The organism is Pigmentiphaga litoralis (genome assembly GCF_048632615.1).
Taxonomy (GTDB): domain Bacteria; phylum Pseudomonadota; class Gammaproteobacteria; order Burkholderiales; family Burkholderiaceae_B; genus Pigmentiphaga; species Pigmentiphaga litoralis_B.
This window is the reverse complement of record NZ_CP184479.1, coordinates 4,029,989-4,054,382: the sequence shown is the minus strand read 5'-3', so window position 1 is coordinate 4,054,382 and position 24,394 is coordinate 4,029,989. Positions and strand designations below refer to the sequence as shown.

General features: G+C 65.3%; 25 protein-coding genes. 9 read left to right on the top strand and 16 right to left on the bottom strand.

What is annotated here, in order from left to right; all coding sequences use genetic code 11:
• Positions 1-43: 43 nt before the first annotated feature.
• Together ACNANG_RS18625 and ACNANG_RS18620 are read right to left on the bottom strand one after the other, a co-directional pair.
• Positions 44-1,012, bottom strand: coding sequence for a Bug family tripartite tricarboxylate transporter substrate binding protein (locus ACNANG_RS18625; protein WP_420224255.1), 969 nt, complete (start codon positions 1,010-1,012; stop codon positions 44-46).
• 197 nt (positions 1,013-1,209) lie between these two features.
• Positions 1,210-1,653, bottom strand: a complete 444-nt coding sequence (locus tag ACNANG_RS18620; protein WP_420224254.1) for a PaaI family thioesterase — start codon at positions 1,651-1,653, stop codon at positions 1,210-1,212.
• A gap of 56 nt (positions 1,654-1,709) precedes the next feature.
• On the opposite strand from ACNANG_RS18620, the gene gcvA reads away from it, so the two are divergent.
• Together gcvA and ACNANG_RS18610 are read left to right on the top strand one after the other, a co-directional pair.
• A complete protein-coding gene (gene gcvA, locus ACNANG_RS18615) occupies positions 1,710-2,612 on the top strand; it encodes a transcriptional regulator GcvA (RefSeq protein WP_420224253.1) in 903 nt (300 codons plus the stop codon).
• 33 nt (positions 2,613-2,645) lie between these two features.
• Positions 2,646-4,298 (top strand): class I adenylate-forming enzyme family protein, encoded by a 1,653-nt coding sequence (locus tag ACNANG_RS18610; protein WP_420224252.1) that lies wholly within the window; start codon positions 2,646-2,648, stop codon positions 4,296-4,298.
• A gap of 74 nt (positions 4,299-4,372) precedes the next feature.
• Here the strand turns inward: ACNANG_RS18610 and ACNANG_RS18605 are convergent, their stop codons facing one another.
• The 12 genes from ACNANG_RS18605 to ACNANG_RS18550 all read right to left on the bottom strand — a co-directional run bounded on the left by ACNANG_RS18605 (position 4,373) and on the right by ACNANG_RS18550 (position 16,034).
• Positions 4,373-4,753: a RidA family protein gene (locus tag ACNANG_RS18605; protein ID WP_420224251.1), complete on the bottom strand. Its 381-nt coding sequence runs from the start codon at positions 4,751-4,753 to the stop codon at positions 4,373-4,375.
• The gene (locus tag ACNANG_RS18600) at positions 4,750-5,289 is read right to left on the bottom strand and encodes an SRPBCC family protein (protein ID WP_420224250.1); all 540 of its coding nucleotides are present in this window, start codon (positions 5,287-5,289) and stop codon (positions 4,750-4,752) included. The genes ACNANG_RS18605 and ACNANG_RS18600 overlap by 4 nt, the downstream gene beginning before the upstream one ends.
• Complete coding sequence (locus ACNANG_RS18595; RefSeq protein WP_420224249.1) at positions 5,289-5,786, bottom strand: (2Fe-2S)-binding protein; 498 nt, start codon at positions 5,784-5,786, stop codon at positions 5,289-5,291. The genes ACNANG_RS18600 and ACNANG_RS18595 overlap by 1 nt, the downstream gene beginning before the upstream one ends.
• Position 5,787: 1 nt before the next feature.
• A complete protein-coding gene (locus ACNANG_RS18590) occupies positions 5,788-8,103 on the bottom strand; it encodes a xanthine dehydrogenase family protein molybdopterin-binding subunit (RefSeq protein WP_420224248.1) in 2,316 nt (771 codons plus the stop codon).
• Positions 8,100-8,978 (bottom strand): FAD binding domain-containing protein, encoded by an 879-nt coding sequence (locus ACNANG_RS18585; protein ID WP_420224247.1) that lies wholly within the window; start codon positions 8,976-8,978, stop codon positions 8,100-8,102. The genes ACNANG_RS18590 and ACNANG_RS18585 overlap by 4 nt, the downstream gene beginning before the upstream one ends.
• 12 nt (positions 8,979-8,990) lie before the next feature.
• Entirely contained in the window at positions 8,991-9,821 is an 831-nt protein-coding gene (locus tag ACNANG_RS18580) for an alpha/beta fold hydrolase (protein WP_420224246.1), read from the bottom strand.
• A gap of 159 nt (positions 9,822-9,980) precedes the next feature.
• On the bottom strand, positions 9,981-10,964 hold the full coding sequence (locus ACNANG_RS18575; RefSeq protein WP_420224245.1) for a tripartite tricarboxylate transporter substrate binding protein: 984 nt from the start codon (positions 10,962-10,964) through the stop codon (positions 9,981-9,983).
• Positions 10,965-10,993: 29 nt separating this feature from the next.
• Complete coding sequence (locus ACNANG_RS18570) at positions 10,994-12,451, bottom strand: UbiD family decarboxylase (RefSeq protein WP_420224244.1); 1,458 nt, start codon at positions 12,449-12,451, stop codon at positions 10,994-10,996.
• Positions 12,452-12,612: 161 nt separating this feature from the next.
• Positions 12,613-12,738, bottom strand: coding sequence for a hypothetical protein (locus ACNANG_RS18565; protein WP_420224243.1), 126 nt, complete (start codon positions 12,736-12,738; stop codon positions 12,613-12,615).
• 82 nt (positions 12,739-12,820) lie between these two features.
• A complete protein-coding gene (locus tag ACNANG_RS18560) occupies positions 12,821-13,267 on the bottom strand; it encodes an SRPBCC family protein (protein ID WP_420224242.1) in 447 nt (148 codons plus the stop codon).
• A 96-nt stretch (positions 13,268-13,363) separates the two neighbouring features.
• Positions 13,364-14,146: a Bug family tripartite tricarboxylate transporter substrate binding protein gene (locus tag ACNANG_RS18555; protein ID WP_420224241.1), complete on the bottom strand. Its 783-nt coding sequence runs from the start codon at positions 14,144-14,146 to the stop codon at positions 13,364-13,366.
• A gap of 307 nt (positions 14,147-14,453) precedes the next feature.
• Positions 14,454-16,034 carry a rhodanese-like domain-containing protein gene (locus ACNANG_RS18550; RefSeq protein WP_420224240.1) on the bottom strand — a complete coding sequence of 527 codons (1,581 nt, stop codon included), beginning with the start codon at positions 16,032-16,034 and terminating at the stop codon, positions 14,454-14,456.
• A 172-nt stretch (positions 16,035-16,206) separates the two neighbouring features.
• Here ACNANG_RS18550 and ACNANG_RS18545 point away from each other — a divergent pair, with 172 nt between their 5' ends.
• From ACNANG_RS18545 to ACNANG_RS18520, 6 genes are all read left to right on the top strand, one after another.
• Positions 16,207-17,055 carry a LysR substrate-binding domain-containing protein gene (locus tag ACNANG_RS18545; RefSeq protein ID WP_420224239.1) on the top strand — a complete coding sequence of 283 codons (849 nt, stop codon included), beginning with the start codon at positions 16,207-16,209 and terminating at the stop codon, positions 17,053-17,055.
• Between the two features lie 47 nt (positions 17,056-17,102).
• Positions 17,103-17,711: a cupin domain-containing protein gene (locus ACNANG_RS18540; protein WP_420224238.1), complete on the top strand. Its 609-nt coding sequence runs from the start codon at positions 17,103-17,105 to the stop codon at positions 17,709-17,711.
• A gap of 277 nt (positions 17,712-17,988) precedes the next feature.
• On the top strand, positions 17,989-18,963 hold the full coding sequence (locus ACNANG_RS18535; protein ID WP_420224237.1) for a Bug family tripartite tricarboxylate transporter substrate binding protein: 975 nt from the start codon (positions 17,989-17,991) through the stop codon (positions 18,961-18,963).
• Between the two features lie 10 nt (positions 18,964-18,973).
• The gene (locus ACNANG_RS18530; RefSeq protein ID WP_420224236.1) at positions 18,974-19,663 is read left to right on the top strand and encodes an alpha/beta hydrolase; all 690 of its coding nucleotides are present in this window, start codon (positions 18,974-18,976) and stop codon (positions 19,661-19,663) included.
• Between the two features lie 64 nt (positions 19,664-19,727).
• Positions 19,728-20,156 (top strand): alpha/beta hydrolase family protein, encoded by a 429-nt coding sequence (locus tag ACNANG_RS18525; RefSeq protein ID WP_420224235.1) that lies wholly within the window; start codon positions 19,728-19,730, stop codon positions 20,154-20,156.
• A gap of 11 nt (positions 20,157-20,167) precedes the next feature.
• Complete coding sequence (locus ACNANG_RS18520; protein WP_420224234.1) at positions 20,168-21,310, top strand: alpha/beta hydrolase family protein; 1,143 nt, start codon at positions 20,168-20,170, stop codon at positions 21,308-21,310.
• A 57-nt stretch (positions 21,311-21,367) separates the two neighbouring features.
• Here the strand turns inward: ACNANG_RS18520 and ACNANG_RS18515 are convergent, their stop codons facing one another.
• Positions 21,368-22,297, bottom strand: coding sequence for an SGNH/GDSL hydrolase family protein (locus tag ACNANG_RS18515; protein ID WP_420224233.1), 930 nt, complete (start codon positions 22,295-22,297; stop codon positions 21,368-21,370).
• Positions 22,298-22,441: 144 nt separating this feature from the next.
• Positions 22,442-23,689 carry an MFS transporter gene (locus ACNANG_RS18510; protein WP_420224232.1) on the bottom strand — a complete coding sequence of 416 codons (1,248 nt, stop codon included), beginning with the start codon at positions 23,687-23,689 and terminating at the stop codon, positions 22,442-22,444.
• Between the two features lie 130 nt (positions 23,690-23,819).
• Here ACNANG_RS18510 and ACNANG_RS18505 point away from each other — a divergent pair, with 130 nt between their 5' ends.
• Positions 23,820-24,386: a TetR/AcrR family transcriptional regulator gene (locus tag ACNANG_RS18505; RefSeq protein WP_420224231.1), complete on the top strand. Its 567-nt coding sequence runs from the start codon at positions 23,820-23,822 to the stop codon at positions 24,384-24,386.
• Positions 24,387-24,394: the final 8 nt, after the last annotated feature.

The following is a 24,394-nucleotide window of genomic DNA, read 5'->3' as shown; positions in this document are numbered from 1 at the left end:
GCCCGCCCTGCGCGCCGATCGATGACCTGTCTTCAGCCTGTCTTCATTCCGGCTTGATCTGCGCCTTTTGCACGACCTCGCGCACCCGTGCCGCATCGGCATCGATGCGCGCCAGGAACTCCGCCGATGGCATGCCACCCGTTTCGGCGCCGTTCTCCGCAAACCGTTTCTTCACCTCGTCGAGCGCCAGGGTGGCCGCCACCTCGCGGTGCAAGGTCTGTACGACCGCGGCCGGCACGTCCTTCGGCGCGAACAACCCGACCCAGTTCGATGCGTCCACGTTCTTCACGCCCGCTTCCTGCGCCGTGATCCATTCCGGGTAGATGGGCGAGCGTTTGGCGGTGGTCAGGCCGATCACCTTGATGCGTCCGGATTTCAGGTGCGGCAGGATGGCCGGAACCGCCACGACACCCAGTGGAACCTCACCCGCGGCCACCGCCGCCACGGCGGGCGATCCGCCCTTGTACGGAATGTGCAGCAGCTTGACGCCGCCTTCCAGCGCGATCCATTCACCCGCCAGATGGTTGATGCTGCCGTTGCCCGGCGACGAATACGCGATGGTTCCGGGCGCCTGGCGCGCAGCGGCCAGCATTTCCGGAAACGTGTTGAATGGCGCGGAGCTGCTGGCGACGAGGAGCATCGGCGTGTCGTTGACCATCGTGATGGCGGTGAAGTCACGCTTCAGGTCATAGGGAATGTTCGGGAACATGGCGGGGTTCACCGCGAATTCGCCGGTGTGCGCCATCAGCAGGGTGTAGCCGTCGGCCGGCGCCTTCGCCACTTGCGTGACCGCGATAAAGCCGTTGCCGCCCGGCCGGTTTTCCACGACCACCTGCCAGCCCAGCCGCTCCGTCATCTTCTGCGCCAGCAGGCGAGCGGTCACGTCCACCACCCCGCCCGGCGCGAACGGCACGACCACCCGGATCGGCCGGGTCGGATAGCTGGCGGCCGGCGCCTGCGCCAGGGCCGCGGCGCATCCAGACGCCAGTCCCGCCAGCAATGCCAGCTTCATACCCACTGCGCCCAAGCGCCCCAGCCCGCTGCGTGTCATCCCGTGCTCCCTTGTGTGTGTCGATGGCCGGGTCTGCGCCCGGATAGCCCGCGCCGGCCGGCACGGTCATATCGGACGCATCATCAGACGCACGCGCGGGCGCCGCAAACGATCATTTCTCATGGGGGCGATGAACGGTTTTCATGGCCCGCCGCGGGCTAGCGGCTCCGCACGTACTTGAAGGTGCCCAGCGCCGTCGCAATCAGGATGCGGGAGTCGACCCAGGCTTCGCCGCGCGCAAAGAACACCGACTTGCCCTTGCGTTCCAGATACCCCTTGGCGGTGATGCGGTCGCCCAGTCCTTTGTCGAGGAAGTTCATGGTGAGCGACAGCGTAAAGCCGTGGATGGGTGTCGCCGCGTCCGGACTGTAGAGACCGGAATACCCGCAGGCGGCATCGAGCAGCGTCGATATCACGCCGCCCTGCAGCACGCGCTGGCGGTTCAGGACGGCCGGCGTGATCGCCATCTCGAACTCCGAGTAGCCTTCGCGCCAGACCGTATGCTCAACGTTCAGCAGTTCAAGAAAAGGATTGTCCACGACATGCTCGCAAGATGAATGGGTGAGGCCGGAATGGATGATAAACGCAGGATGGTTGTGCATCGCAACGATGATGCATACTGTCGCATCCCTCGTCCAGAGTCGCACACCGATCGCCCATGAGACCGTACCTGCCCTCCCTCCAGAGCCTGCTTGCTTTCGAAGCGGCCGCGCGCCACCTGAGCTTTACCCGGGCCGCGCAGGAACTGGAGCTTACGCAGACGGCCATCAGCCACCAGATCAAGACGCTGGAAGACCGGCTCGGCACCAAGCTGTTCGTGCGGGTGCGCAATGCGCTGTCCCTGACGCCCGCGGCGCGCGAATACCTGGTGTCGGTCAACGATGCGATCTCGGTGCTGTCGCTGGCCACCGAACGCACGCGCAAGAACAAGACCAATACGGTGTTGACGGTGACCTGTCTGCCCACCTACGCCACCACCTGCCTCATTCCCGCGCTGCCCGATTTCCAGGCACGGCATCCCGATATCACCGTGCATCTGGCCACTAGCGCGACCTTCGACGAGTTCGAGCGCAACACCTACGACGTGGCCATCCGCTACGGCTCGGGCCGCTGGCCGTCGGTGCGTGCCGACCTGCTGCATACCGAACAATTCTTTCCGGTCTGTGCACCGCGCCTGCTTGAAGGACTGGAGGGCCGGCAGCCGGTGGAAGTGCTGAAGGCCTTGCGCCAGGTCCGCACCTATTTTTATTCCATGTACCAGGACGACTGGCCCAAGTGGCTCGAAGCCGCGGGCCTGCCGCATGCCGAATTCCATGGCGAGTCGGTGTTCCATCTGCAACTGACGTCGCTCTCGGCCGCCGTCGAGGGCGTGGGCATCGCCATCGGCCGTACGCCGCTGATCAACCGCGACCTGGCGCGCGGCCAGTTGGTGGAACCATTCGATGTGCGGGTGAGTTCCAGTTCCAGTTACTACGTCACCTCGCCCACGTCCAAAAGCAAGCAGGACAAGGTGCGGGCCTTTCGTGACTGGGCGCTTGCGCATTTCGGCCATGCGACCTGACTCGCCGGCGACCGGGCCGCGGGCAATGCCGTCATGAGCGCCTCGACCCTGCCCTTCACGCCTCTTGATCGCCTGCTCGAGGCGCACCGTCAGCGCTTCGGCGCCAAGCCCGCCATCGTCGACGTCGACACCGGCGCCCAAATCGGTTTCGATGCGCTGGCCGGCACCGTCGACGCCATTGCGGCGCGGCTGGCGGCGCTGGGCGTACCGCGCGGCGGCCGGGTGATGCTTGTCGGTGACAACGGCCTCGACAAGCTGCTGATGTGGCTGGGGGCATGGCGGATCGGCGCGGTGGTCTGTCCGGTTGACCTGACATTCATCGGCGCCGCGGCGACGGTGCCCATGCTGCAAGCCATCGACCCGGTGCTGCTGCTGCTGTGCGGCGAGGACCGCGGGGTGGAGGGGCTGCCAGCGCCGTGGCGCAGCCGGGTGGTCCTGTGGGGGCGGGGGACCCCGCAAAACAGGTCGGCGGCGTGGCAGCCAGGCTCGCTATCCAGAGCCGTCACCGATCCGATGGCAAGCCCCGCTGCCGACACGCCTCATATCGATCTGGCCCGCATCCTGGTTGACCCTCCCGCGGCTTTCCCGCCGCTTGCGCCCGCCCCGGGACCGGATGATCTGGCCGCCATGTGCTGCACATCCGGCACGACCGGGTTGCCCAAGATCATCGTGTATGACCATGCCGCCTATTGGTACAACGGGCTGTCGGGGGTGGACTTCCTGAACCTGTCGGCCGGCGATCGTTGGCTGGAATTCCGGTCCTTCAACTGGTATTCGGCACAGATCCTCAGCCTGATGCCTTTTCTGCAGACCGGCATGACGCTGCATGTGGCCAGGCGGTTCTCTCGCAGCCGCTTTGCGCAATGGATCGCCGCGCACGCCATTACCGGGTGCGCTGCCGTTCCGGCCGTCATCAATATCCTGCTGGCGGATGGCCGGGGGCCTGGTGTGAACGACCTGCGCGGCCTGCGCATCATCACGAGCAGCACAGGCCCCCTGTCGCCCGTGCAATGGGAACGCTTCGAAGCGCGTTTTGGCGTGCCGCTGATGAATCTGTATGGATCGTCCGAAACCGGCTGGGTGGCCGGCAACCGCCCGGACCGCCACGCCTTCGGCACCGTCGGGCAACGCGCCCTGCACGCCGATGTCAGCATCGTAAATACGGACGGCGTGCGGTGCGCGCCAGGCCAGGAAGGCCAGATCGTTGCATGCGGCATCCAGTTGGCCTTGGGTCAATGGACCATGGAAGGCACTCTGCTCCCCATACGCGGCGGCCCCTATCGGACACGCGATGTCGCGGTCGAAGACGACGCCGGCTTTCTGCGCATCGTGGGCCGGAGCGACGACCTGATCATCCGCGGCGGGGTCAAGATGCTCCCGCAGGAAATCGAAGATGTGCTGCTGTCCTATCCCGGCGTGATCGATGCGGCCGCAATGGGCCGGCCCGACGCCATCTTTGGGCAGGAAGTGGTCGGCTTCGTGGTGCCGTCACCGGCGGCTCCGTTCGATGCGGACGTTTTGCTTGCCCACGCCGCCGCCCGGCTGCCGAATGAAAAGACGCCCAAGGAAATCATCGTGGTCGATGCCCTGCCGCGCAGCGATCGGGGCAAGCTGCTGCGCGACCGGCTCAAGAGCTTGTGGTGGACCGCCACCCAGGGGGACAGGTCAGACGACGAATCGGAGTAGCCGGTGCCGGCCCGCTGGCGGTGCATCATGATCCGCCAGCACCTGGCTTCGTCGACAGTCGCTGCTTACCTGCACTATGGGCGATGCGCCACCATCTGCACTTCGACCAGCGCACCGTAGTGCAGCTCGGGCACCGGCACCACCGCACGCGCCGGGCGATGGTCACCGAACACTTCGGCATAGATGCGGTTGAAGTGCGGCCAGTGCGCGGTGCCGACGATGTAGGCGGTGCATTGCGCCACATCGGTCAGCGAACAACCAGCCGCTTCCAGTACATGAGTGCAGCGGTTCAGTACTTCGCGCACCTGAGCTTCAAAGTCTTCCTTGATCGTGTCGCCGGGCAGCACGCCCGACACGTACACCACGCCGTTGGCATGCACGGCCTGGGAATAATGACCGCCCGGGGCGGGTACTTTGTCGCTCTTGATGAAGTCCATGGTTCCTCGTTGTGTCATGACCGCGACCACCACCGCGACGGCTTGGCCGCGGCGTCGCCCGCAGCATCGGATGCCGTGCCTTCCGTCGCCGATGCGTGCGCCTCGGCTTCGGCTGGGGCGGCGACCACCTTTGAAAACCGCGTGAAGAATTCGTCGGCCATTTTCTTGGCTACGCCGTCGATCAGCCGCGCGCCCACCTGGGCCAGCTTGCCGCCCACTTGCGCCTGCACCGAATAGGTCAGCGACGTGCCCGCGTCGACCTCCGCCAGCGCCACCTGCGCGCTGCCCTTGCCGAAGCCCGCCGCGCCGCCCGAGCCCGTGAACGCCAGCTTGTACGACACCGGCGGTTCGATGTCGGACAGGGTCAGGGCGCCGTTGAAGCGCGCCTTGACCGGGCCGACCGACGCCGTCATCACGACCTTGTACGCATTGTCGCCCTCCGGTTCGAAGGTGTCGCAACCGGGCACGCACTGCTTGAGCACCGCCGGATCGTTCAGTGCGTCCCACACCTGCTCGCGGGGCAGGGCCAGGATCTGTTCGCCTTTGAGTTCCATCAATGCACTTCCTCGAGTGTGGCGCGCCGCAGGGTCGCGGCCAGTTGAACGGCCTTGATGATTTCCGGATAAGCGCCGCATCGGCACAGGTTACCCGACAGCGCATTGCGGATCTCGTCTTCCGAAGGATCCGGATTGCGATCCAGCAGCTCGCGGCTCATCAGGATGAAGCCCGACGTGCAGAAGCCGCACTGGAAGGCGCCGCATTGGATGAAGGCCTCCTGGACGGGGTCGAGCGTGCCCGACGCATCCAGATGCTCGACCGTCATGACCTCCGTGCCATCGGCGAACGGCGCGGGGTACAGACAGCCCGATACGCTCTGCCCATCCACGATCAGGGTGCAGCACCCGCACAATCCCTGGCCGCAGCTTTCGCGGCAGCCCACCAGCGCATACCGGTCGCGCACCACTTCCAGCAGGGTTTCATTGGTCTCGACTTCGACCGACACCGGCTCGGCGTTCAGCACGAAGTGAATCACGGTGGATGTCGCACTCATGTCATTCCTCGTCGGATAGGGGTTCGTTGCGGGCCGCGGCCATGGCGCGGTAGACCGCTTCCGGACGCAACGGCAGTGAGGTCAGGCGCACGCCAACGGCGTCTTCGATCGCCTCGGCAATGGCCGACGCCACGCCAAAGGTCGCGCTTTCGCCCACGCCCTTGGCGCCGAAGGGGCCATTGGTCTGATAGGCATCGGCGATTTCGCGGCCGATGACGTGCGGGATGTCGTGGATGCCCGGGATCTTGTATTCCGAGAACGAAGCGTTGCGCAGTTGCCCCTGTTCATCGAACTCCATGTCTTCGAGCAGGGCGCTGCCCAGCTGCATGATGGCCGCGCCCGAAATCTGCGTGTCCACGACCAGCGGGTTGATCGCCGTGCCGCAGTCCACGACGTTTTCGTAGCGGATCACCTTCAGCTGGCCGGTTTCGGTATCGACTTCGATCTCGACGCCGCAGGCACCCACCATCCAGTTCGGCGTGATGTTCTCGGACTGCCCCGTGTCGTGATCCGGAGACTTGTAGGTCGGAATGTAGCTGCCAACCCCCACGATGTTGCCCGCCTGCATGCCATACTTCCTGGGCAGTACCTGCGCGGCGGTGGCAGTGGCGGGCAAGCCGACCTGCAGCGCCAGGGCTTCCAGATTGGCTTTGGCGTCCTCGGCCGCCAAGCGCACCGCATGGCCCATGTGGAAGGTCGACCGCGATCCCAGGGTGGCCATGTCGTACGGCGTCACATCGGTATCCGGATGGATCACCTTGATGCGTTCGGCTGGGATGCCCAGGACGTCGCCCGCCATCATGGCAATGGCGGTGTCCGAACCCTGGCCCATGTCCACGGTGCTGGAATACACGACGCAACTGCCGTCGGCCGACAGGTTGACGATCGCAACCGACGTGGTCGGCGCCACGCAGGCCTTGAACCCGATGCCGATACCGCGTCCCCGGCGCAGCTTGGGCGTGCCGCGGTCGAATGGCGCGTCCCAATTCATCCGATCGGCGATCCGGTCCAGGCATAACGTCAACGCCGCGTCATGCATGATGGTGCCGGTCGGGTGCGCCCTGCCTTCGCGCAACAGGTTCTTGCGGCGGAAGGCAACGGGGTCCATCTTCAACGCGCGCGCAATGATGTCGGCCTGGCTCTCGTAGGCCCATACCATTTGCGGAATGCCGAAGCCGCGGAACGCGCCGGCCGGCGGCAGGTTGGTGTAGACCGCGTACGAGTCGATGCTGACGTTGTCGATCTCGTAAGGGCCCGTGGCCGTAAAGCCTGACTTCTGCGTGACGCGCGGGCCGATGTCGGCCACCGCGCCGCCGTTCCACCATACCTCGCATTCCCGGCCGGTGATCTGGCCTTCCTTGGTCACCGCCGTCTTCATGCGGAAGGTGGTGGCGTGCTTGGTGATCGTGAAGAACTGCTCTTCCATCGTCAGCGCCACGCGCACCGGGCGGCGCACGAGCAGGGCCAGTGCGGCCGCCAGGGCCTCGAGCTTGATGTACAGCTTGGCGCCGAAGCCGCCGCCCAGGATCCCGGTGCGCACGCGCACCTTGTTCTCCGGCCAGCCCAGCAGGCGCGCGATTTCGATGCGCACGAACGACGGGCTTTGCGACGCGGTGTGCAGCGTGATCGCGTCGTCAAAGGGTTCGGCCACGCTGATCATCGGTTCGAGCGGCGTATGCATCACCTGTTGCGTCCGGAAAGTGTGCTCGAACACATGGTCGGCTTCGGCAAACGCCTTGGCCACATCGCCCTTGCGCACCCGGAAATCCAGCGCGACGTTGGTCTGCGTGCGCCCTTCCAGGTGCTTCAGGTCCGGAAAGGTGCCGGCAGGCTTGAGCCGGTCATGCACCACCACGTCGGGCGACCACGCCTGCACTTCGTCGAACACGGCAGGCAACTCGTCGTAATCCACAACGATCAGGTGCAGCGCTTCTTCGGCCACGTGCGGGTCGTCCGCCAACACCACGGCCACCGGCTCGCCCACATAGTGCACCTTTCCGATCGCCAGGATGGGCTGGTCATGAAAGGCAGGCCCGAAGTACGGTTCCGGGATGATGCGCAGCACGTCTTCGGACGTGATCACCGCGTGCACACCCGGCATGGCGCGCGCGGCGGACGTATCGATGCCGCGCAGGTGCGCATGGGCCACCGGGCTGCGAAGGATCTTGGCGTGCAGCATGCGCGGCAACACCAGGTTATGGATGTATTCGGCGCGGCCCGTGACCTTGCTGCGGGCCTCGAGGCGCCCCAGCGACCGGCCGACCTGGCGCGTCTCCTGCTTCATCCCGTCATGGGTCATTGCGTCATTGGCGTTCATGCATGTTCCTTGCTGTCAGACGCCGCGATCGCCTTGCGGACCGCGCGGCCCAGGTACACCCGCAGCAACTGTTTCTTGTAGGCGGCCGACCCGTGCGCATCCCCGACGATGTCGAGCTGGCGCGCGGCGCTGTCGCCGGCGGCACGCAGCAGGTCGTCGGTCAGCGACTGGCCGCGCAGCAGGGCCTCGGCGTCGGTCAGCCGGGTCGGCCGGTCGGTGGCCGCGCCAACGATCAGGCTGGCGTCCCTGATCGACTCGCCCGCCATGTCGAGCACCACCGCCACCCCCAGCGCGGGCCAATCATGCGCGGCACGCGTCGTCACCTTCATGTACGCAGCATGCTGACGGCCTTGCGGCGGCACCACGATCCGGGTGATCAATTCGTCGCGCCTCACCACGGTTTCGTAGTAGCCGGTGTACAGGTCTTCGACCTTGACGGTGCGTTCTCCCGTGGGGCCGGTCAGGACCACACTGGCGTTGAGCGCGCTCAATACGGGCGGCATGTCCATGTGCGGGTCGCCATGGGCCAGGTTGCCGCCCAGCGTCGCCACGTTGCGCACCCGGATGTTCGAGAGCGTCTTGAAGGTGCGCGTCAGCACGGGCCAGCCTTGCTGGACGAGGGGCGAATGCTCCAGGCTGGACAGCGTCGCGAAACCGCCGATGGCAAGATGCCCGTCGGCGCCCACCGAGACTTCGGAGTGGGTCGCTTCCAGGCGGCGGAGACTGACCATGCGCGTCAGCTGGAGCACGCCGGCTTTCATCATCAGCATGACCGCGGTGGCGCCGCCAACCGGGCGCACGCCTGGATCGTCCGGATCCAGCAGCGCAATGGCCTCGGGCAGCGTGGTCGGAACCACGAATTCAAAGGGAGCCATACAGTCGTCCTGTCAGGCGCGCGCGCCAAGCAGGCGGCGCAGGTGGTCGGCGATGATCTCCGGGGTCTCGAGCGGCGTCAGGTGGCGCGCGCCCGGGATCTCGGTCAGGGTCGATTGGGGAATGCCTTCGTGCATCGCACGAGACATGGCGGGCGTTGCGGCGTAGTCTTCCTCGCCCACCACCACCGCCGTCGCAGCGGTGATCTTGCCCAGCTGCGAACGGCCGTCATAGGCGCCCAGCATGCGGCAGGTGGCCGCAAAGGCCTGCACGTCATTGCGCAGAAAGGTGTCGATGCAGCGCTGCACGACCTCGGGGTGTTCTTCGCGAAAGCGGTCGCTGAACCAGCGCGTCTTCTGAAATTCGAGCAGCGCGCCCAGACCTTCTTTCAGCCCGCGTTCTGCACGGGCATTCCAGTCGGCCGGCGCGGTCTCGCCGTACCAGGCAGTCGTGTCGATCAGGCCAGCGCCTCGTGTCAGATCGGGGTTGTCCGCCGCGAACTGCAGCGCGACGCAACCGCCCATCGACGCGCCCGCGATCACGACGTCGGACCACTGCAGCGCGTCCACCACGTCTTTCATGTCTTGCGCGAACAGCTCTACGGTAAACGGGGTGCCTGGCTTGCCTGACAGGCCGTGACCCCGGGCATCCACCGCAACGATGCTGGCCTCATTGGCCAGCAAGGCGACCACGGGGTCCCAGAAGTGGCGGTCCATGGCCAGTGAATGCACCAGCAGCAGCCGTGCCGGCGCGCTGGCGTTGCGATAGTGGGTGTAGGCGATGGCCGTGCCATCGCGCGTGGTGACGGTACTGCTCTGGCTGTCTTGCTGAGTCTGGGAAGTCATCAGGGTCTCGGGGGTTCAATGGCGCAGGGATTGGACGATCACGGGACGGTCCGGCCGCCAGGGTGATGCCATGATGCGAGCGCCGGGCGCAGTGCGGCAAACGATCATTTCTCATGGGCGGCATGAATGGCTTTCATGCCGCCGCGGCATGGCGTGGCGTCAGTCGACCTTGCCCACCTTCTGCACCGCGCGGGTCAGCTTCTCGGCGTCGGCCGCCCAATACTTCCGGAACTCGGCCGTATCCAGGTACATGACCGGGATGCCGGCGCCTTCGATCACTTTGTTGACCTTGTCATCTTCGGCGGCTGCCTTGGCGGCCACGCGCAGCTTCTCGATCACGGCGGGCGGCGTGCCCGTCGGCACGAACAGTCCCGACCACTGCGCGAACTCGACGGGATAGCCTGACTCGGTCAGGCTCGGCACGTCAGGCATGGACTGAAGACGGCCTTCGCCCCAATGCGCCAGCACCTTGACTCGCCCCGACTTGACGTGCGGCGATACCGAGGCCGGCGATACCGCCATGGCATCGACCTGCCCGCCCATCAACCCGATCAGCGCAGGCCCCGCCCCGGTATAGGGCACGTGTTGCATCTTCAGGTCGGCCTGGGCCCGAAACGCTTCCATGAAGATGTGCAAGGTGCCATACGTGCCCGACGACCCATAGCTGATCTCACGCTTTTTCGCATCGGCCACGAAGTCGGCCAGGTTCTTCCACGGCGCGTCGGCACGCACGGCCAGCACCGTCGGATCCGCCGTGAAACGCGCGACCGGGGTCACCTGGTTGACCTGGTACATGGGCGGCCGGCCAGACAGCTTGTCGGCCTCGGGAATGATGGAAATGGACGGCAAGGCCATCAGGATCGTGTAGCCATCGGGCGTCGACTTGGCGGCATGGGCAATGCCCACGCCCCCGCCTGCTCCGCCCCGGTTTTCGACGATCACCGGCTGCTTGAGCGCGCGGCTCATGGCCTCGGCCACCGGGCGCGCCACGGTGTCGTTCACGCCTCCCGGCGGGAATGGCACGACCATGGTGATCGGCCGGGTCGGCCAGTTGCTGTCCGCCGCCTGGGCCCACGCGGCAGGCGCCGCCGACATGCCATAGGCGAGCAGAGCCGCGCACGCGGCGTGCAATGTGTGGTGCATAACGCTTCCTTAACGATGCGGCGGGGCGATCAGCCCAGCACGTGGCGCCACTTGGCGAGAACCTGCTGCTGCAGTTCCTTGCTGGCTTCGGCCACCGCGGGAAACTGGGCCAGGAAGTCGTAGGGACGGCAGGCGTCGATGATGGCCTTGGACGTCAGCGGGGCCGACGTGGTGTAGGCGATCGACATGGGATCATTCTTCGATCCCATGCCACGCTTGATGATGTCGATATCGATATCGGGATCGGTGCGGGTGGCCACGGCCCACATCACCTCCTGCAGGTTCGACGGGTCGATGTCTTCATCAACGACCACCGAATAGCGCGACATATACGCGCCGACGCCGCACTGACTCAGGATGTGCCCGGCCTGCCTGGCATGCCCCGCATACCGCTGACGAATCGCCACTACATTGAACATGCGCGCGCCGCCGATCTCGTGCGCCCACAGCGCCGCCACATCGGGTACGCCAGCCGCCTGCAAGGCATCCATCAGCAGGGCCGACCGCATCACCGCCTTGGAATAGGAATAGTCATTGGGCGGCTTGGCCGGCGGGCTGCCCAGCAGGATGGGGCGGTTGCGGTAGTAGATGCGCTCGATCGTGACCACCGGCGCGGTCGCGGCCTTGCCAGGGTAGTAGCCATGGAACTCCCCGAACGGGCCTTCGATCCGTTCATCGCCCGGATGCGCCCAGCCTTCGATCACGATCTCGGCATGCGACGGGATCGGCAGTCCGGTCAGCGGCGCATCCACCACTTCGACCGGCTTGCCCAATATGGCGCCGATATAGTTGTATTCGCACATGCCGAAAGGCACTTCGATGCCCGAAATCAGATAGCCCAGCGGATCGCAGCCCACCACGATCGCCACCGGGAACGGCTTGCCCGCCTTCATGTACTTGTCGTACTGGATCGCGCCGTGCTTGCCGGGGATCATGTCCAGGCCCACATGGTTGCGATCGTGAACCATCACGCGGTACGTGCCGACGTTGACCCAGTCCGAATCCAGGTCGCGCGTCACCACCATGCAGCCCGTACCGATATAGCGGCCGCCGTCCTTCTCGTGCCACAGGGGTGACGGGAACTTGAACAGATCGACGGCTTCGTCCGCGTCGGTGTTCTCGAATACCGGGCCGCTTTCCACGGTGACCGGATTGAAGTTGGCGGCGGCGGCCTGCCATTGCCGAGGCCGGCCACGCAAGGTTTCGACCAGGCCGCCATGCGTGCGCTGCAGATCCAGCCGCAGCAACGACGACAGGCGCGCCGGACTGCTGGTGCTGCAGGTCAGTACCCGGAAGCCCGGCGAGTAATCGGGAATGTCGTCGAACAGCAGGGCATGGGGCACTGACTTCTTGACGTTCAGTTCACTGATCGCACCCAGTTCGAGGTTCCAGTGCGCACCACTCACTTCCGTCAGTTCGCCAAACTCGCGCACGTGCTCGAGCCAGGCGCGCAGGTCCAGGGGATGGGCATCCGCGGCAAGGGTCATGACAGGTCTCATCGTTATGGTGGGCGGAGCCTGCTGCCCCGCACGCGCGCTGCATCATTGCGGCAACGCTGTCAGGGCACACCATAGGACCTCGGCCGGGCCTTGGGCAAACGATAGCTTTTCATGGCCTGCATGAAATTCGCTCATCTTGCCGGCGGGCTTCAGGCCGCCGAACCGTACAACTGAGCTTCCCGCTGCTTCAGAATGTCGGCCAGTTCGAGATTGAAGAAGGAAGCCGTTTCGCCGTCAAAATACGGTCCGGCATGCCATGTGCCAAGGTTGAGCATGATGGCAACGTCACCGGAATGAACTGGCGGGTGTGTGCAAATTGCTGGGCACACCGGGCAATCCGGTGCCCCGACCATCGTTCTAGCCAGGAATCTCGGGCTCCACCAGCTGCGCCAGCATCACCAACGATTCCTGCCACCCCAGGTGACACATCTCGGCCGGGATGATTGCCGGAATCCCTTCCTGGACGATCTCCACGTCCACGCCGCACAGGACCGGGCGCAGCGTGACCGTGGTCTGCATCACGCCGGGCAGATTGGGATCATCAAAAAGGCCCGTGTAGCGCAGGCGCTCATTCGGCACGAGTTCGAGGTATTCGCCGCCAAAACTGTGGCTGGAACCGGTGCCGAAGTTGGTGAACGACATCCGGTAGGCGCCGCCAACCTTGGCATCCTGCGCATGCAGCCTGGCGGTAAAGCCGAACGGCGGCAGCCACTTGACCAGGGCGTCCGGATCAAGAAAGGCGCGGTACACGCGGTCGGGCGTGGACTTCAGTACACGGTGGAATCGAACCGTCGTTGTGGTCATGATCAATCATCCTGAAGAAAGAGGACAGCCCTCCGTCCCCACGACGATTATCGGCCACCACAATCGACATGTCGCCTGCGCCTGACAACGTGGCGCTTATTGCAGCGTGATCCCCGATGACTTGATCACCTTGGAATACCGTGCGTAGTCATCGCGCAGCGCGGCATCGAACTGCTGCGGCGTGCCGCCCGAAATGCCGTAGCCCTGGCTTTCGACGGACTTGCGTACGTCGGGTTGCGCCAGCACCGCCGTCACATCGCGGTTGAGTTTCTCAACGATCTGGCGAGGCGTGCCCGCCGGTGCGAGAATGCCTTGCCAGCTTTCGACGTCAAAGCCAGGCACGGCCACTTCGGCGATGGTCGGGACGTCGGGCATGGCCGGCGAACGGTAGGACGTCGTGACCGCCAATGGGATCAGGCGGCCGGCCTTGATGTATTCCGTCACAGCCGCGGCAGTGATGATGGTCGCGTCCACATGGCCCCCCATCACGTCGGTCGCGGCGGGGGCGCCCCCGGCATAGGGAATGTAGTTGACCTGGATGCCCAGGCGCTGCCGCACCATTTCGTGGGCGATGTGAGCGATGCCGCCGCTGGTGGGCAGGGCGACGCTGACCTCGCCCGGCTTCTTCTTGGCCAGGGCCACATAGTCTTGAAAGGTCTTGACGCCCAGCGACGGTTTGACGACCAGCACCTGCGGATTGACGATGGCCCGGATCACGCCGGACAGATCGTCGAGCGTGTAGCCCGGCTTGGCATACATGGCCAGGTTCAGCACCACGGCATCGCTATGCAGCAAAAGGGTGTAGCCATCGGGCTTGGATCGCGCCACGCGCGCCGCACCTATCGTGCCGCCCGCACCCGTGATGTTCTCGACCAGCACGGTCTGGCCCCACTGAACCGCCAGCTTTTCCGCAATGACACGCGCGATCTTGTCGGTGCTGCCCCCGCGGATACCGGCACGATGAAGCGCACGGGCTTGTCGGGGAACGGGGCAGCCGCCGGTTCCGCTGCCAGCGCCGCGCCGGGTAGCAGCAATGCCGCCGCCAGCGACAGCAGCGTGCGGCGGCGCGTGGCCCCTCGCGCGGGCCTTGGACTTGCAGGCCGCAGGGTTGCAGGCCGCGAGGTTGCAGGCCGTCTTGCGGCCAATGTCGTTGTCATGGTCATGGTTCTCCCCTCCCCCTCCGTAATCAGTGTGGAAGCCGAAACGACGCAAGTTCGCTGGCGTCCAGCCGCGCGATCAGGCCGGTTTCCCAGGCCAGATACTGGCGCGCCGCCTCGCGATTGCCGTCGTGGCGATCGTGGACAAAAAACAGGTAATCGATGGACTCGGCGTTGGACGGCACATCAGGTGTCGCCACCACGGCCAGGCCCGCGGCCCTCCAGGCAGCGGCGTCGCCAGACAGCCAGCGGCCACCCTCCGCCAGGCCGGCGTCGGCCGCGGCCAGCGCCGCCACGCGGGCATCGTCGGCCACCCACACGACCGGACGGTTGTCATCCGCAACGATCGCGGCCACGCGCGGACGGATCGCCCACACGGCGCCATCGATATGCCCGGCGCGGTATTTGGTGCTGGCACGCACGTCCACCAATCGCAGCTGTCCCGCGGCAAGCCCCGCCGCGACCTCCGCGGCGATGATCGCGGGCAGCGCGGCGACACCCGCGCTGCCGCCGTTGCCAGCGTGGGCGGCGGCCGGCGGAGCCAGCGGCAGATCGCCCTTCAGCACCACCGCGTCGTGTCCGATCTGCCGCAGCCACGCTGCCGTCAACGGCGCGCGGATACCGTCCAGGTCGATCAACACCAGACGCGCGCCGCGCACGCCAACGTATTGGTCCGTGCCCTGCAACAACTGGCCGCCCGGCGCATGCTGCGCGCCAGCCACCGTGCCTGCCGCAAACTCTTCAGGCGTGCGCACGTCCAGCAGGAAGGTGCTGCGTCCGGATTCGTTCTGCCATGCCTGCAGCTGCGCCAGATCGATAGCTACGGCGCCATGCCGCTCAGCCTGGTCGGCCGCGGCGGCGCGCCGGTCGGCCAGCCGGGGGTCGTCCGCATCCACCTGCGGATAGCGGCGCGAGCTGCCATGCTCCAGCTGCAGATCGTTCAGGTACCAGCCCTGCGTGCCGTTCTCCAGGGCGTAGACCGGGTTGCGCACGCCTGCGTTGATCAGTGTCTGCGCACCAATAATGCTGCGGGTGCGGCCCGCGCAGTGGATCACGATCGGTGTCGTGTCGTCCGTCACCAGCGAATGGATGCGGTACGGCAGCTCGGCATTCGGGCAGCAGATCGCGCCCGGAATGTTCATTTTCTGATATTCCTCGAAGGGCCGGCCGTCCAGCACGACCACCCGATCGCCGCGCTGGAACATGGCGTCCAGTTCCTGCGCCTGGATGCGCGGCGTGTCATACGCGTGCTCGGCCAGTTCACCAAAGGTCTTGGACGGCAGGTTCACGCCCTGGAACAGTTCGAAGCCCGCGGCGCGCCAGCCGTTCACGCCATGCTCCACGGCGTGGACGTCGGTATAGCCAAGCGCCGCCAGGCGGGCGGCCGCGCGCGCCGCGACGCCATCGTCGTCATCGAGCAGGACGATGCGCGTGCTGCGCCTCGGCACGAGCCGCGTCACGTCGATCTCGAGCCGGCTGTACGGCGCCGACACCACGAAAAAGGGATGGCCTTCGCCGTACTGACCGTGCTCACGCACGTCCAGGAAAGCGATCTCGTTGCCGTCCTGCAGCCATTGCTTGACGGTCAGTGCACTGATGATTGATGTCATTGGGACATGCCTGATGGAAAGTCGAATCGGAAAGAGGCAAGCTGCCAGGCGGGGAGGCCCGAGCATGGAATTGCGCTCACGGATACCAAGGGGCAGTCCCGATTCTAGAGTCGCGCATTCTGCTGGAACAATGCAGATCGGCAAACGAACCTATAAGTCTTTACTAATAGCTATGGCTTTTTTTGACCTGGGGCTGCTGCGCACCTTTGTCGCGATCGTCGATCACAAGACCTACGTCGCAGCCGCCGAAAAAACCCACCGCACGCAGTCCGCGCTAACGCAGCAGATGCAGCGGCTCGAAGCGCAGGTAGGCAAGCCCCTGTTCGAGAAATCCGGACGGCACAAGCGCCTGACGCCAGCGGGAGAGACCCTGCTGGTTTACGCCCGGCACCTGCTTGCCGTGAACGAGGAAGCCTGGCGCGCGCTGACCGATCGCGATCTGGTGGGGTCCCTGCGTGTGGGCGCGCCGCAGGACGTCGCCGACACCATCCTTCCTCCGCTGCTGGCCAGCATCGCCCGCAGCGCGCCGCAACTGGCGATGGAAATCCATGTCGGACGCAGCCCTTTCCTAATGGAATCGCTCCATCGTGGCGAGCTGGATCTGACCGTGTCGACGCGCAAGGACACCACGCTGGAAGGCATGGTGTTGCGGACGTCGCCCACCGTCTGGATTGCGGCATCCGATTACGTTCATGCATCCGACAAGCCCGTGCCATTGATCATTGCCGATGAACACAGCCTGTTCCGCCGCCTGGCGATCGAAGCGCTCGAGACCGCGGGTGTGCCCTGGCGGACGGCGTACATGGCGCCGCACCTGATCGGCATCAAGGCTGCCTTGCGCGCCGGCCTGGGCATCACCGCGCGTTCGGTCGAATTGCTCGGCCCCGACATGCGCGTGCTGGGCGAACGGGAAGGCCTGCCCCGCTTGCCCGATGTGTCGTACTACCTGTGGATGCGCCCTGACGTTCTGAATCCGCTGACACGCCAGGTGTACGAGATGCTGAAGGCATCGATGCGCTGACACTCCCCCTACAATGGCTTTCCTATTCGTGTCGCGGAGCCGTCTTCTTGAGCGATCCCACTACCCTCGCCCTGGGCGGCAATATCCGCAGCACCCGGATCCTGAAAGGCCTCAAGCTGCGAGAGGTGGCCGACCGGGTCGGCTGTTCCGAAAGCATGCTGTCCAAGGTCGAGAACGGCAAGATCACGCCGTCGCTGCGGCTGCTGCACAAGGTGGCCAGCAGTTTCGGCACCACCGTGCCCGACCTGCTGGCGGCCCGGGACGACAACCACATCGTGTCGCGCGCCGGAGAACGGCAGGCGCTTGCGATCGATGCCAAGGGATCGCATGTCGAACGGCTGGTCGCGCCCGATGGCGACCATCTGCTGGAAGGCCATCTGCATGTGATCGCACCCGGGGGCGGCAGCGAAGGCGTCGTTGCGCACGAAGGCGAAGAGGTCGGCTATGTGGTCGAAGGGCAGCTTGAATTGACGGTCGGACACGAAACCTTTCTGCTCAAGGCCGGCGATTCGTTTTCCTTCCGGTCCGAGATCGCCCACCATTACCGGAACGCCAGCAAGAAGCCCGCGCGCGTGGTCTGGGTCAGCACACCCGGCCGTCGCAGCAACGATCCGTCGTCTTTCGACGTCCGCAGCCAGCGCCGCAAGCCGCGCTAAAGCCGCGCGTGGGTAGAACGCCGCGTCGCACCGGGGGTTCCCTTGCGGACTTCGCGAACGCCTGGTCACCCCGGAAAAATGTAAACGCCGATTGACGCCACGCGCGCCTCGCCGCTAAATTCAAGTCACTTGATTTTCAGTCAATCGACTTGAAGACCGGGAGGCGCCCGCATCGCCGGGCCCGTCACAACCCGGGTCGGAGACAGTCTTTGCTTCACGGATGCCGGTCGTCGCCACGACACGGCAGCATGTTTTCCCAGTCCGGAGAAATCGCCGTATGAACAAGCTGATCCTTGCCGTCCTGGCCGGCGCGCTGTGCGCCGCCGCCCTTCCCTCCGTCGGTGCGGCGCAAGCCTATCCCGACAAGCCGATCCGCGTGATCGTGCCCTACCCACCTGGCGACCTGGCCGACATCATCGCGCGGCTGATCGGTCCCAAGGTCACCGAACAGCTGGGCCAGCCGGTGGTCGTGGAAAACCGTCCTGGCGCGTCGGGCATGGTCGGTCTGCAGAACGCCACCCAGGCCGCTGCCGACGGCTACACGCTTGTGCTTGGCCAGATGGGCAGCATGGCCGTCGCACCCATCATCAACAAGCAGCCCTTTGACGTGCGCGACGCCTTCGTGCCGGTGGCCATGGCCTACACCAACTATCTGATGCTGGTGTCGCATCCGGACTTTCCCGCCAAGACACTTCCCGACCTGATCGCGTATTCCAAGGCCAATCCCGGCAAGGTCAGCCTGGCGACCAATGGCGAGGGCGGCTTCCCCCACCTTGCCGTCGAATTGCTCAAGCGCCAGACCGGCTTCTCCTTCACCCACATTCCGTACAAGGGCAGCAACCAGAGCGTGACCGACGTGATCGGCGGGCAGGTACCGCTGACCATCAGTGGCGCATCGAGCATGAACCCGCATGTGAAGGCGGGCCGCCTGCATGGCATCGCGATCACTGCCCGCGAGCGTTCCCGTATCACCCCGGAGGTCCCCACCTTCAAGGAAGCGGTGCCCGACTACGATGCGCTGGGCTGGTTCGGATTCTTTGCCCCCAAGGGCACACCCGACGCGATCATCAGCAGGCTGAACATCGCGGTGAATGCCGCGCTCAAGATGCCGGACGTTGCGCAACGCGCCGCGACGCTGGAACTGGATACGTCGCCCGGCTCCCCACAATACTTCGGCGTGGTCTGGCGGCGGGACTACGACAAGTGGGGATCGATCATCCGCGATCTGAAGCTCGACACCCCAAAGCCCTGACGGAGACACCATGCAGCAACCCCATTCGGTCTACGAGCCTTTCGGCTGGCACCACTGGCCCGAGGATTTCTGGTTTTCCTACCAGTTCCGTCGCGGGCTGGGCGAGACCCAGGAAGGCGGCGGCGCCGTCAGCGAAGTGTTCCAGGCGGGCAGCAAGATCATTCCGGGCGACCGCGAAAGCTGGTTCAAGGAATGGACGCACATCGCGGATCGCAATGACAGGCGTGGCGATGACGCAGTGGCCAACGGCCACGTGCGCACGGCCATGAATTGCTGGCTGCGCGCGGCCAACTACTACCGCGAGGCGGAATTCTGGCTGGACGGCCACGACCCGCGCCGCCTGGCCACCTTCACCTTGTGCGAGGCGGCATCCGCCAAGGCGTTCACGCGCTTTACGCCGGCGGCGGAAGTGGTGGAGATACCTTATGAACATGGCACGACCCTGCCCGCGTACTTCATCCGCTCGGCCCATGGCGGCGACCGCCAGCCCGTCCTGATCTCGGTGGGCGGTCTCGACTCCTTCAAGGATGAACTGTGGTTCATGACGGGGCGCGGCGCGGTGCAGCGGGGCATGTCGGTGCTGCTGGTCGACGGGCCGGGCCAGGGGGCGCCTTGCGGCGTCACAAGCTGCCGACCCGTTATGACTACGAAGTGCCGATCGGCGCCTGCATCGACTGGCTTGAACGGCGTCCCGATGTAGACACCTCCCGCATCGCCGTCAGCGGTTCGAGCCTGGGGGCTACTACGCCGCACGGGCGGGGGCGATGGAGCCGCGCCTGGCCGCCTGCATCTCGCACGGCGCCATCTGGGACATCCACGCGCGCTGGAAAGTGCGCGACGACAGCCATGGACTGGCCGGTCACATGACCTGGGTGTTCGGCGCGAAAAACATGGCCGAGGCCACCGAGATCGCCAAGCCCTTTACGCTGGACGGCGTGCTCGAGCACATGAAGTGTCCCTACCTGATCATCCATGGCGGCCACGACGTGCTTGGTGTCGAGGCGGTGCGCACGGTGTACGACTACGCGGTCAGGCACGGCGTGAAGGCCACGCTGCGCCTGACCACCGAAGAAGAGACCGGTGCGGAGCACTGCCAGCACGACAACCCGACCTTGGGTCAGGAACTGATGCTGGACTGGCTGGCCGACGTCTTCGATATCGACCAGGCCGCACTGGCCTTCACCCCCGGCTGACAGGAGCTTGCATGAGCCATTGGTTTGAGTACTTCCCCGAAAACCACATGTGGTCGCAAGGCATGATGTTCGGTATCGAGATGGCGGCCTGGGGCGCGGCAGCCATTGGCGAAATCGACCAGATCGGCCAGAAATTGCGTGGACATGAAGGCGACAACGAACGGTGGTGGACCGAGTGGACCGCGATGGCCAGGCGCATCGAAGGCTTTGGCGATGCCGAAGAAGCCCGGGGCCACAGGCTGACGTCGGGCGCCTACTACCTGCGCGCGGCCATCTATTACTTTTGCGGTGAACGCTTCATCGCGCCGTCGGAACGCAAATGGGACACCTACCGAAGCTGCCTGCGCTGCTTCACGAAAGGGATCGAGCGGCGCTATCCGCAGATCGAACGCGTCGACGTGCCCTATGAAGACACGACCTTGCCGGCCTGGTTCCTGAAGGCGGATGTCCGCGGCCCGGCGCCCACCGTGGTCATGTTCGACGGTCTGGATAACGCGAAAGAAATGAGCGTGCTGTTCGGCGGCGTCGAGATCGCCCGGCGCGGCATCCATGTATTGGCGATCGATGGTCCTGGCCAGGGCGAAGCCTTGCGGCTGCAAGGCATTCCCAGCCGCTACGACTACGAGGTGCCCGCGGGCGCGGCCTACGATCACATCACGCAGCGGCCGGAGGTCGACCCCGCGCGCGTCGCGGTCATGGGCTTTTCGATGGGCGGTTATTACGCGCCGCGCGCCGCCGCAATGGACCCGCGCTTTGCGGCTTGCGTGGCCTGGGGTGGCCATTTCGACTATCACGAGTCGTGGCAGCGCCGGCGCAAGATCATGGAATCGGGCGGAACCAAGCTCTCAGCGCCGGGCTTCCAGTTGCCGTGGGTTCTGGGCATGCCCGACATCGACGCCTGCATGAACAAGCTGGAGAACTACCGGCTCGATGGCATTGCCGAAAAGATGCGGTGTCCATTCTTCTGCATCCATGGCGAAGACGACAACATCGTGCAGCTGGACTTTGCCGAGCGGCTGTACGCGGCGGTCGGATCGGCCGACAAGACGCTCAAGGTACTGCGTGCGTACGACGGCGGCAGCGAGCATTGCCAGGAAGACAATCGGCAGGTCGGCGCCAACATCGTCGCGGACTGGCTGGCCGATCACTTGTGATCGCGGGCGCGGCGCCTTGCCTGGCATCCTGTCGGCAAGGCCGCACCGAGCCGCAGGCTAGTACTCGGCTTCCCGCCTGACCGCTTCCACCCTTGCCAGGATATGCGGCGCCAGGATGTCGGCCAAGACGGGCATGGCCGACGGCTTCGGATGCACCGAGTCCTTGTAGCAATCGGGGGACCACCGGGCGTCATCCGCAATCGACACCGGATCCTTCACACCCACGGATCGCAGCAACTGGCGCGCGGGCTCGAAACTGCGCGCCCGTTCGGCCGGATTGCGGCTTTCTTCCACTGTCGGATACAGCACCACCGTCGTCTTGTTGCCAAAGGCCGAGATGAAGCGCTCCAGCTCGGCATGCACATCGCCTTGCGGGACTTTTAACGCGGCGGGCGGCGTGCCGCAGGACTCGAGCCGGTACACGTATTTGTTGAACAGGAACCACAAGGACGAGGTCGGGTGCGACCGCGGATGGCTGAATTCGCAAGACCACGACGACGCATCGCCAAAGTCATTGCTGCCCAGCAGGAAGACGACTTCATCGACCCGCTGGACCACGTCCGGATTGCGCTGCAGCCACTTCAGTTCATTGCGCAGCGACCAGCTACCCGCCGCAATGGGCCAGACCTTCACGCCCGACTGTTCGAGCGCCTTCTGCGTCCGGGGGCCAAGCCGTTCCTGCTGCCGATACGGATTGCCGCCATCGACAATGCTGTCGCCGACCAGCAGCACGTTAGGGCCAGGGCCGGGTACGAATTCCGGCGCACCCATGCTGCGCGAGTTGAACTGCCAATCGTTTTTGTTGAGGAAAGCGCCCTGTTGATTCGGCTTGGGCACATAGCCGATGTCGGCATTCGCTTCATACAGCGGGAAGTCCAGCAGGCCGAGCTGGCGGGTGGCGATTTCGGCCACGACCAGCAAGCCGCAGAACAGCGTTCCGCCGGCCAGAACCGAGCGAAGCAAACGGGAACGAGGGCGCGTTGTCATGCAAGTCCGTCCATATGGCGATCGACGTACACAGTACCGGCGATGGCCAAATGGTGCGCCGCTCGTATGGCCTAGTGCCTCGACATGGCCCTCGGCCGCGGTTCACGCCCGATCGGACCTAGACCGGTGGCACCTTCCCAAGGCTCAACGGCTGGAAAGCGTTGATCCATGCGGCGTCACGGGCCGCAATGTCATGCTGCCGATGAGCGCGGCGGTAGCAAGCAGTATCACTGCCGCGCCATAAATATCCGTGGTCGGAATCAGTCCGACCTGGCCGACCAGCGCCCCGGCCACCATTGCAGGAAGGCTCATTGCAAAGTAGCTGAGCACATAGAACGCCGCCATCAGCCCGGCGCGTTCGTGAGGCAGGGCCATGGGCATGACGGTGCGCACCGCGCCAAGGAAGGCGGCGCCGAATCCCACGCCCGCGATCGTCGTGCCTGCAAAGAACCAGAACGACACATGGGTATGGACACCCGCCAACACAGTGGCAATGCCCACGATCAGCGCCGCCGCGCCGATGTTCATGGTGCGGCGCGCTTCGGTGTTGCGGAACGCAAGGACCGATGCCGCGCCACAGATCGTCAGCGTGAATACGAGCAGCCCGCCCACCACGGGTGCCTGTTCGCCGGTGACGACACGCGCAAGCGTCGGCCCCAGCGACAGGAAGAATCCGCCCAGCGCCCAGACGGCCACATCGACCGGGGCCACCATCATCAATGCGCGGCGTGCCTGTGCCGGCACCCGGACCTTGGGCCGCAGCGAGGCCAGCGCGCCCGGCTGCGGGCGCACGGTTTCGCGAAGGAAAAACGTGACGACACCCTGGATCAGCAGCACCCCCAGCAGCACCACATAGACCAGATGCAAAGGCGCCGGGGCGAACTGCACCAGCACACTCGACCCCAGGGCGCCGATCGCCATGCCGACGATAGGCATCACACTGTTGATCAGCGCGCCCCAGGTGCGGTTGACGTCGAGCAAGGCGGCGCCCAGCGCGCTCATGGCCGCGCCCGTGGCGAGTCCCTGGACGACGCGTGCGGCGATGAGCATGGGCACGTCATTGGCGAGGATGAACAGCACCATGGCCACCGCCTGCAGCACGACGGAGGCCAGGACGACCGGCCGGCGGCCGATATAGTCCGACAGCGCCCCCACGGTCAGCAACGACAACAACAGGCTGAAGGCATAGATGCCGAACACCACCGTCAAGGTGATGGGCGAAAAGCCCCAGGCTTCGCGGTAAAGGCCATAGAGCGGCGTGGGCGCGCTGGACGCGGCCATGAAGGCGATCAGGATGCTGGCGAGCAGGACGACCGAGCCGGTCGGCCCCAGGCCGCGAACCGGACCGGTGCCGGAGAGGGAAGGATCAGTGGCAGCAGCGCGAGGCGACATGGTGGCCATCAGGTAAAAGCAAAAATTTTGCGTTAATGCATGGTGCATCAAAGCATGATTTAAAGCAAATATTTTGCTTTAGTGGGATACTGCTCCATCGCCGCTTCTTTGCAGGTCAATGATCGCCACCATGTCTTCCGCTACCAAAGAACGTCTTCGCCCTGGCGGCCGCAGTGCGCGGGTGCAGGAGTCGGTGCATGCCGCCGTGCGCGCCCTGACGGCCGAACACGGCCGTGCGGCGCTGACCGTACCGTTGATTGCCGCGCATGCAGGTGTCACGCCGTCCACCATCTATCGGCGTTGGGGTGATCTGCCCGAATTGCTGGCGGACGTTGCGGTGGAACGGTTGCGGCCCGAAAGCGCGCCGATCTCGACCGGCGACCTGCGCACCGACCTGCAACTGTGGATCGACCAGTTCGTGGATGAAATGTCGTCGGGCCCGGGCCGGATCATGGTGCGTGACGTGCTGGCCGGTGGCGGCGATGGTCCGGACACGTGCTGCGCGTACACGCAGGACCAGCTTCAGATCATTCTGGATCAGGCGGAACGCAGAGGCGATCCCCATCCGTCCATCGATGCGGTCATGGACGAGATCATCTCGCCCATGATGTATCGCATCATTTTCCGGGGGCAGACACTGCGGGCCGCCTATGTGCATGGGCTGATCGCCGCGTGCCTGGCGCGGGTCGCGCCGTAGCCCCCTTA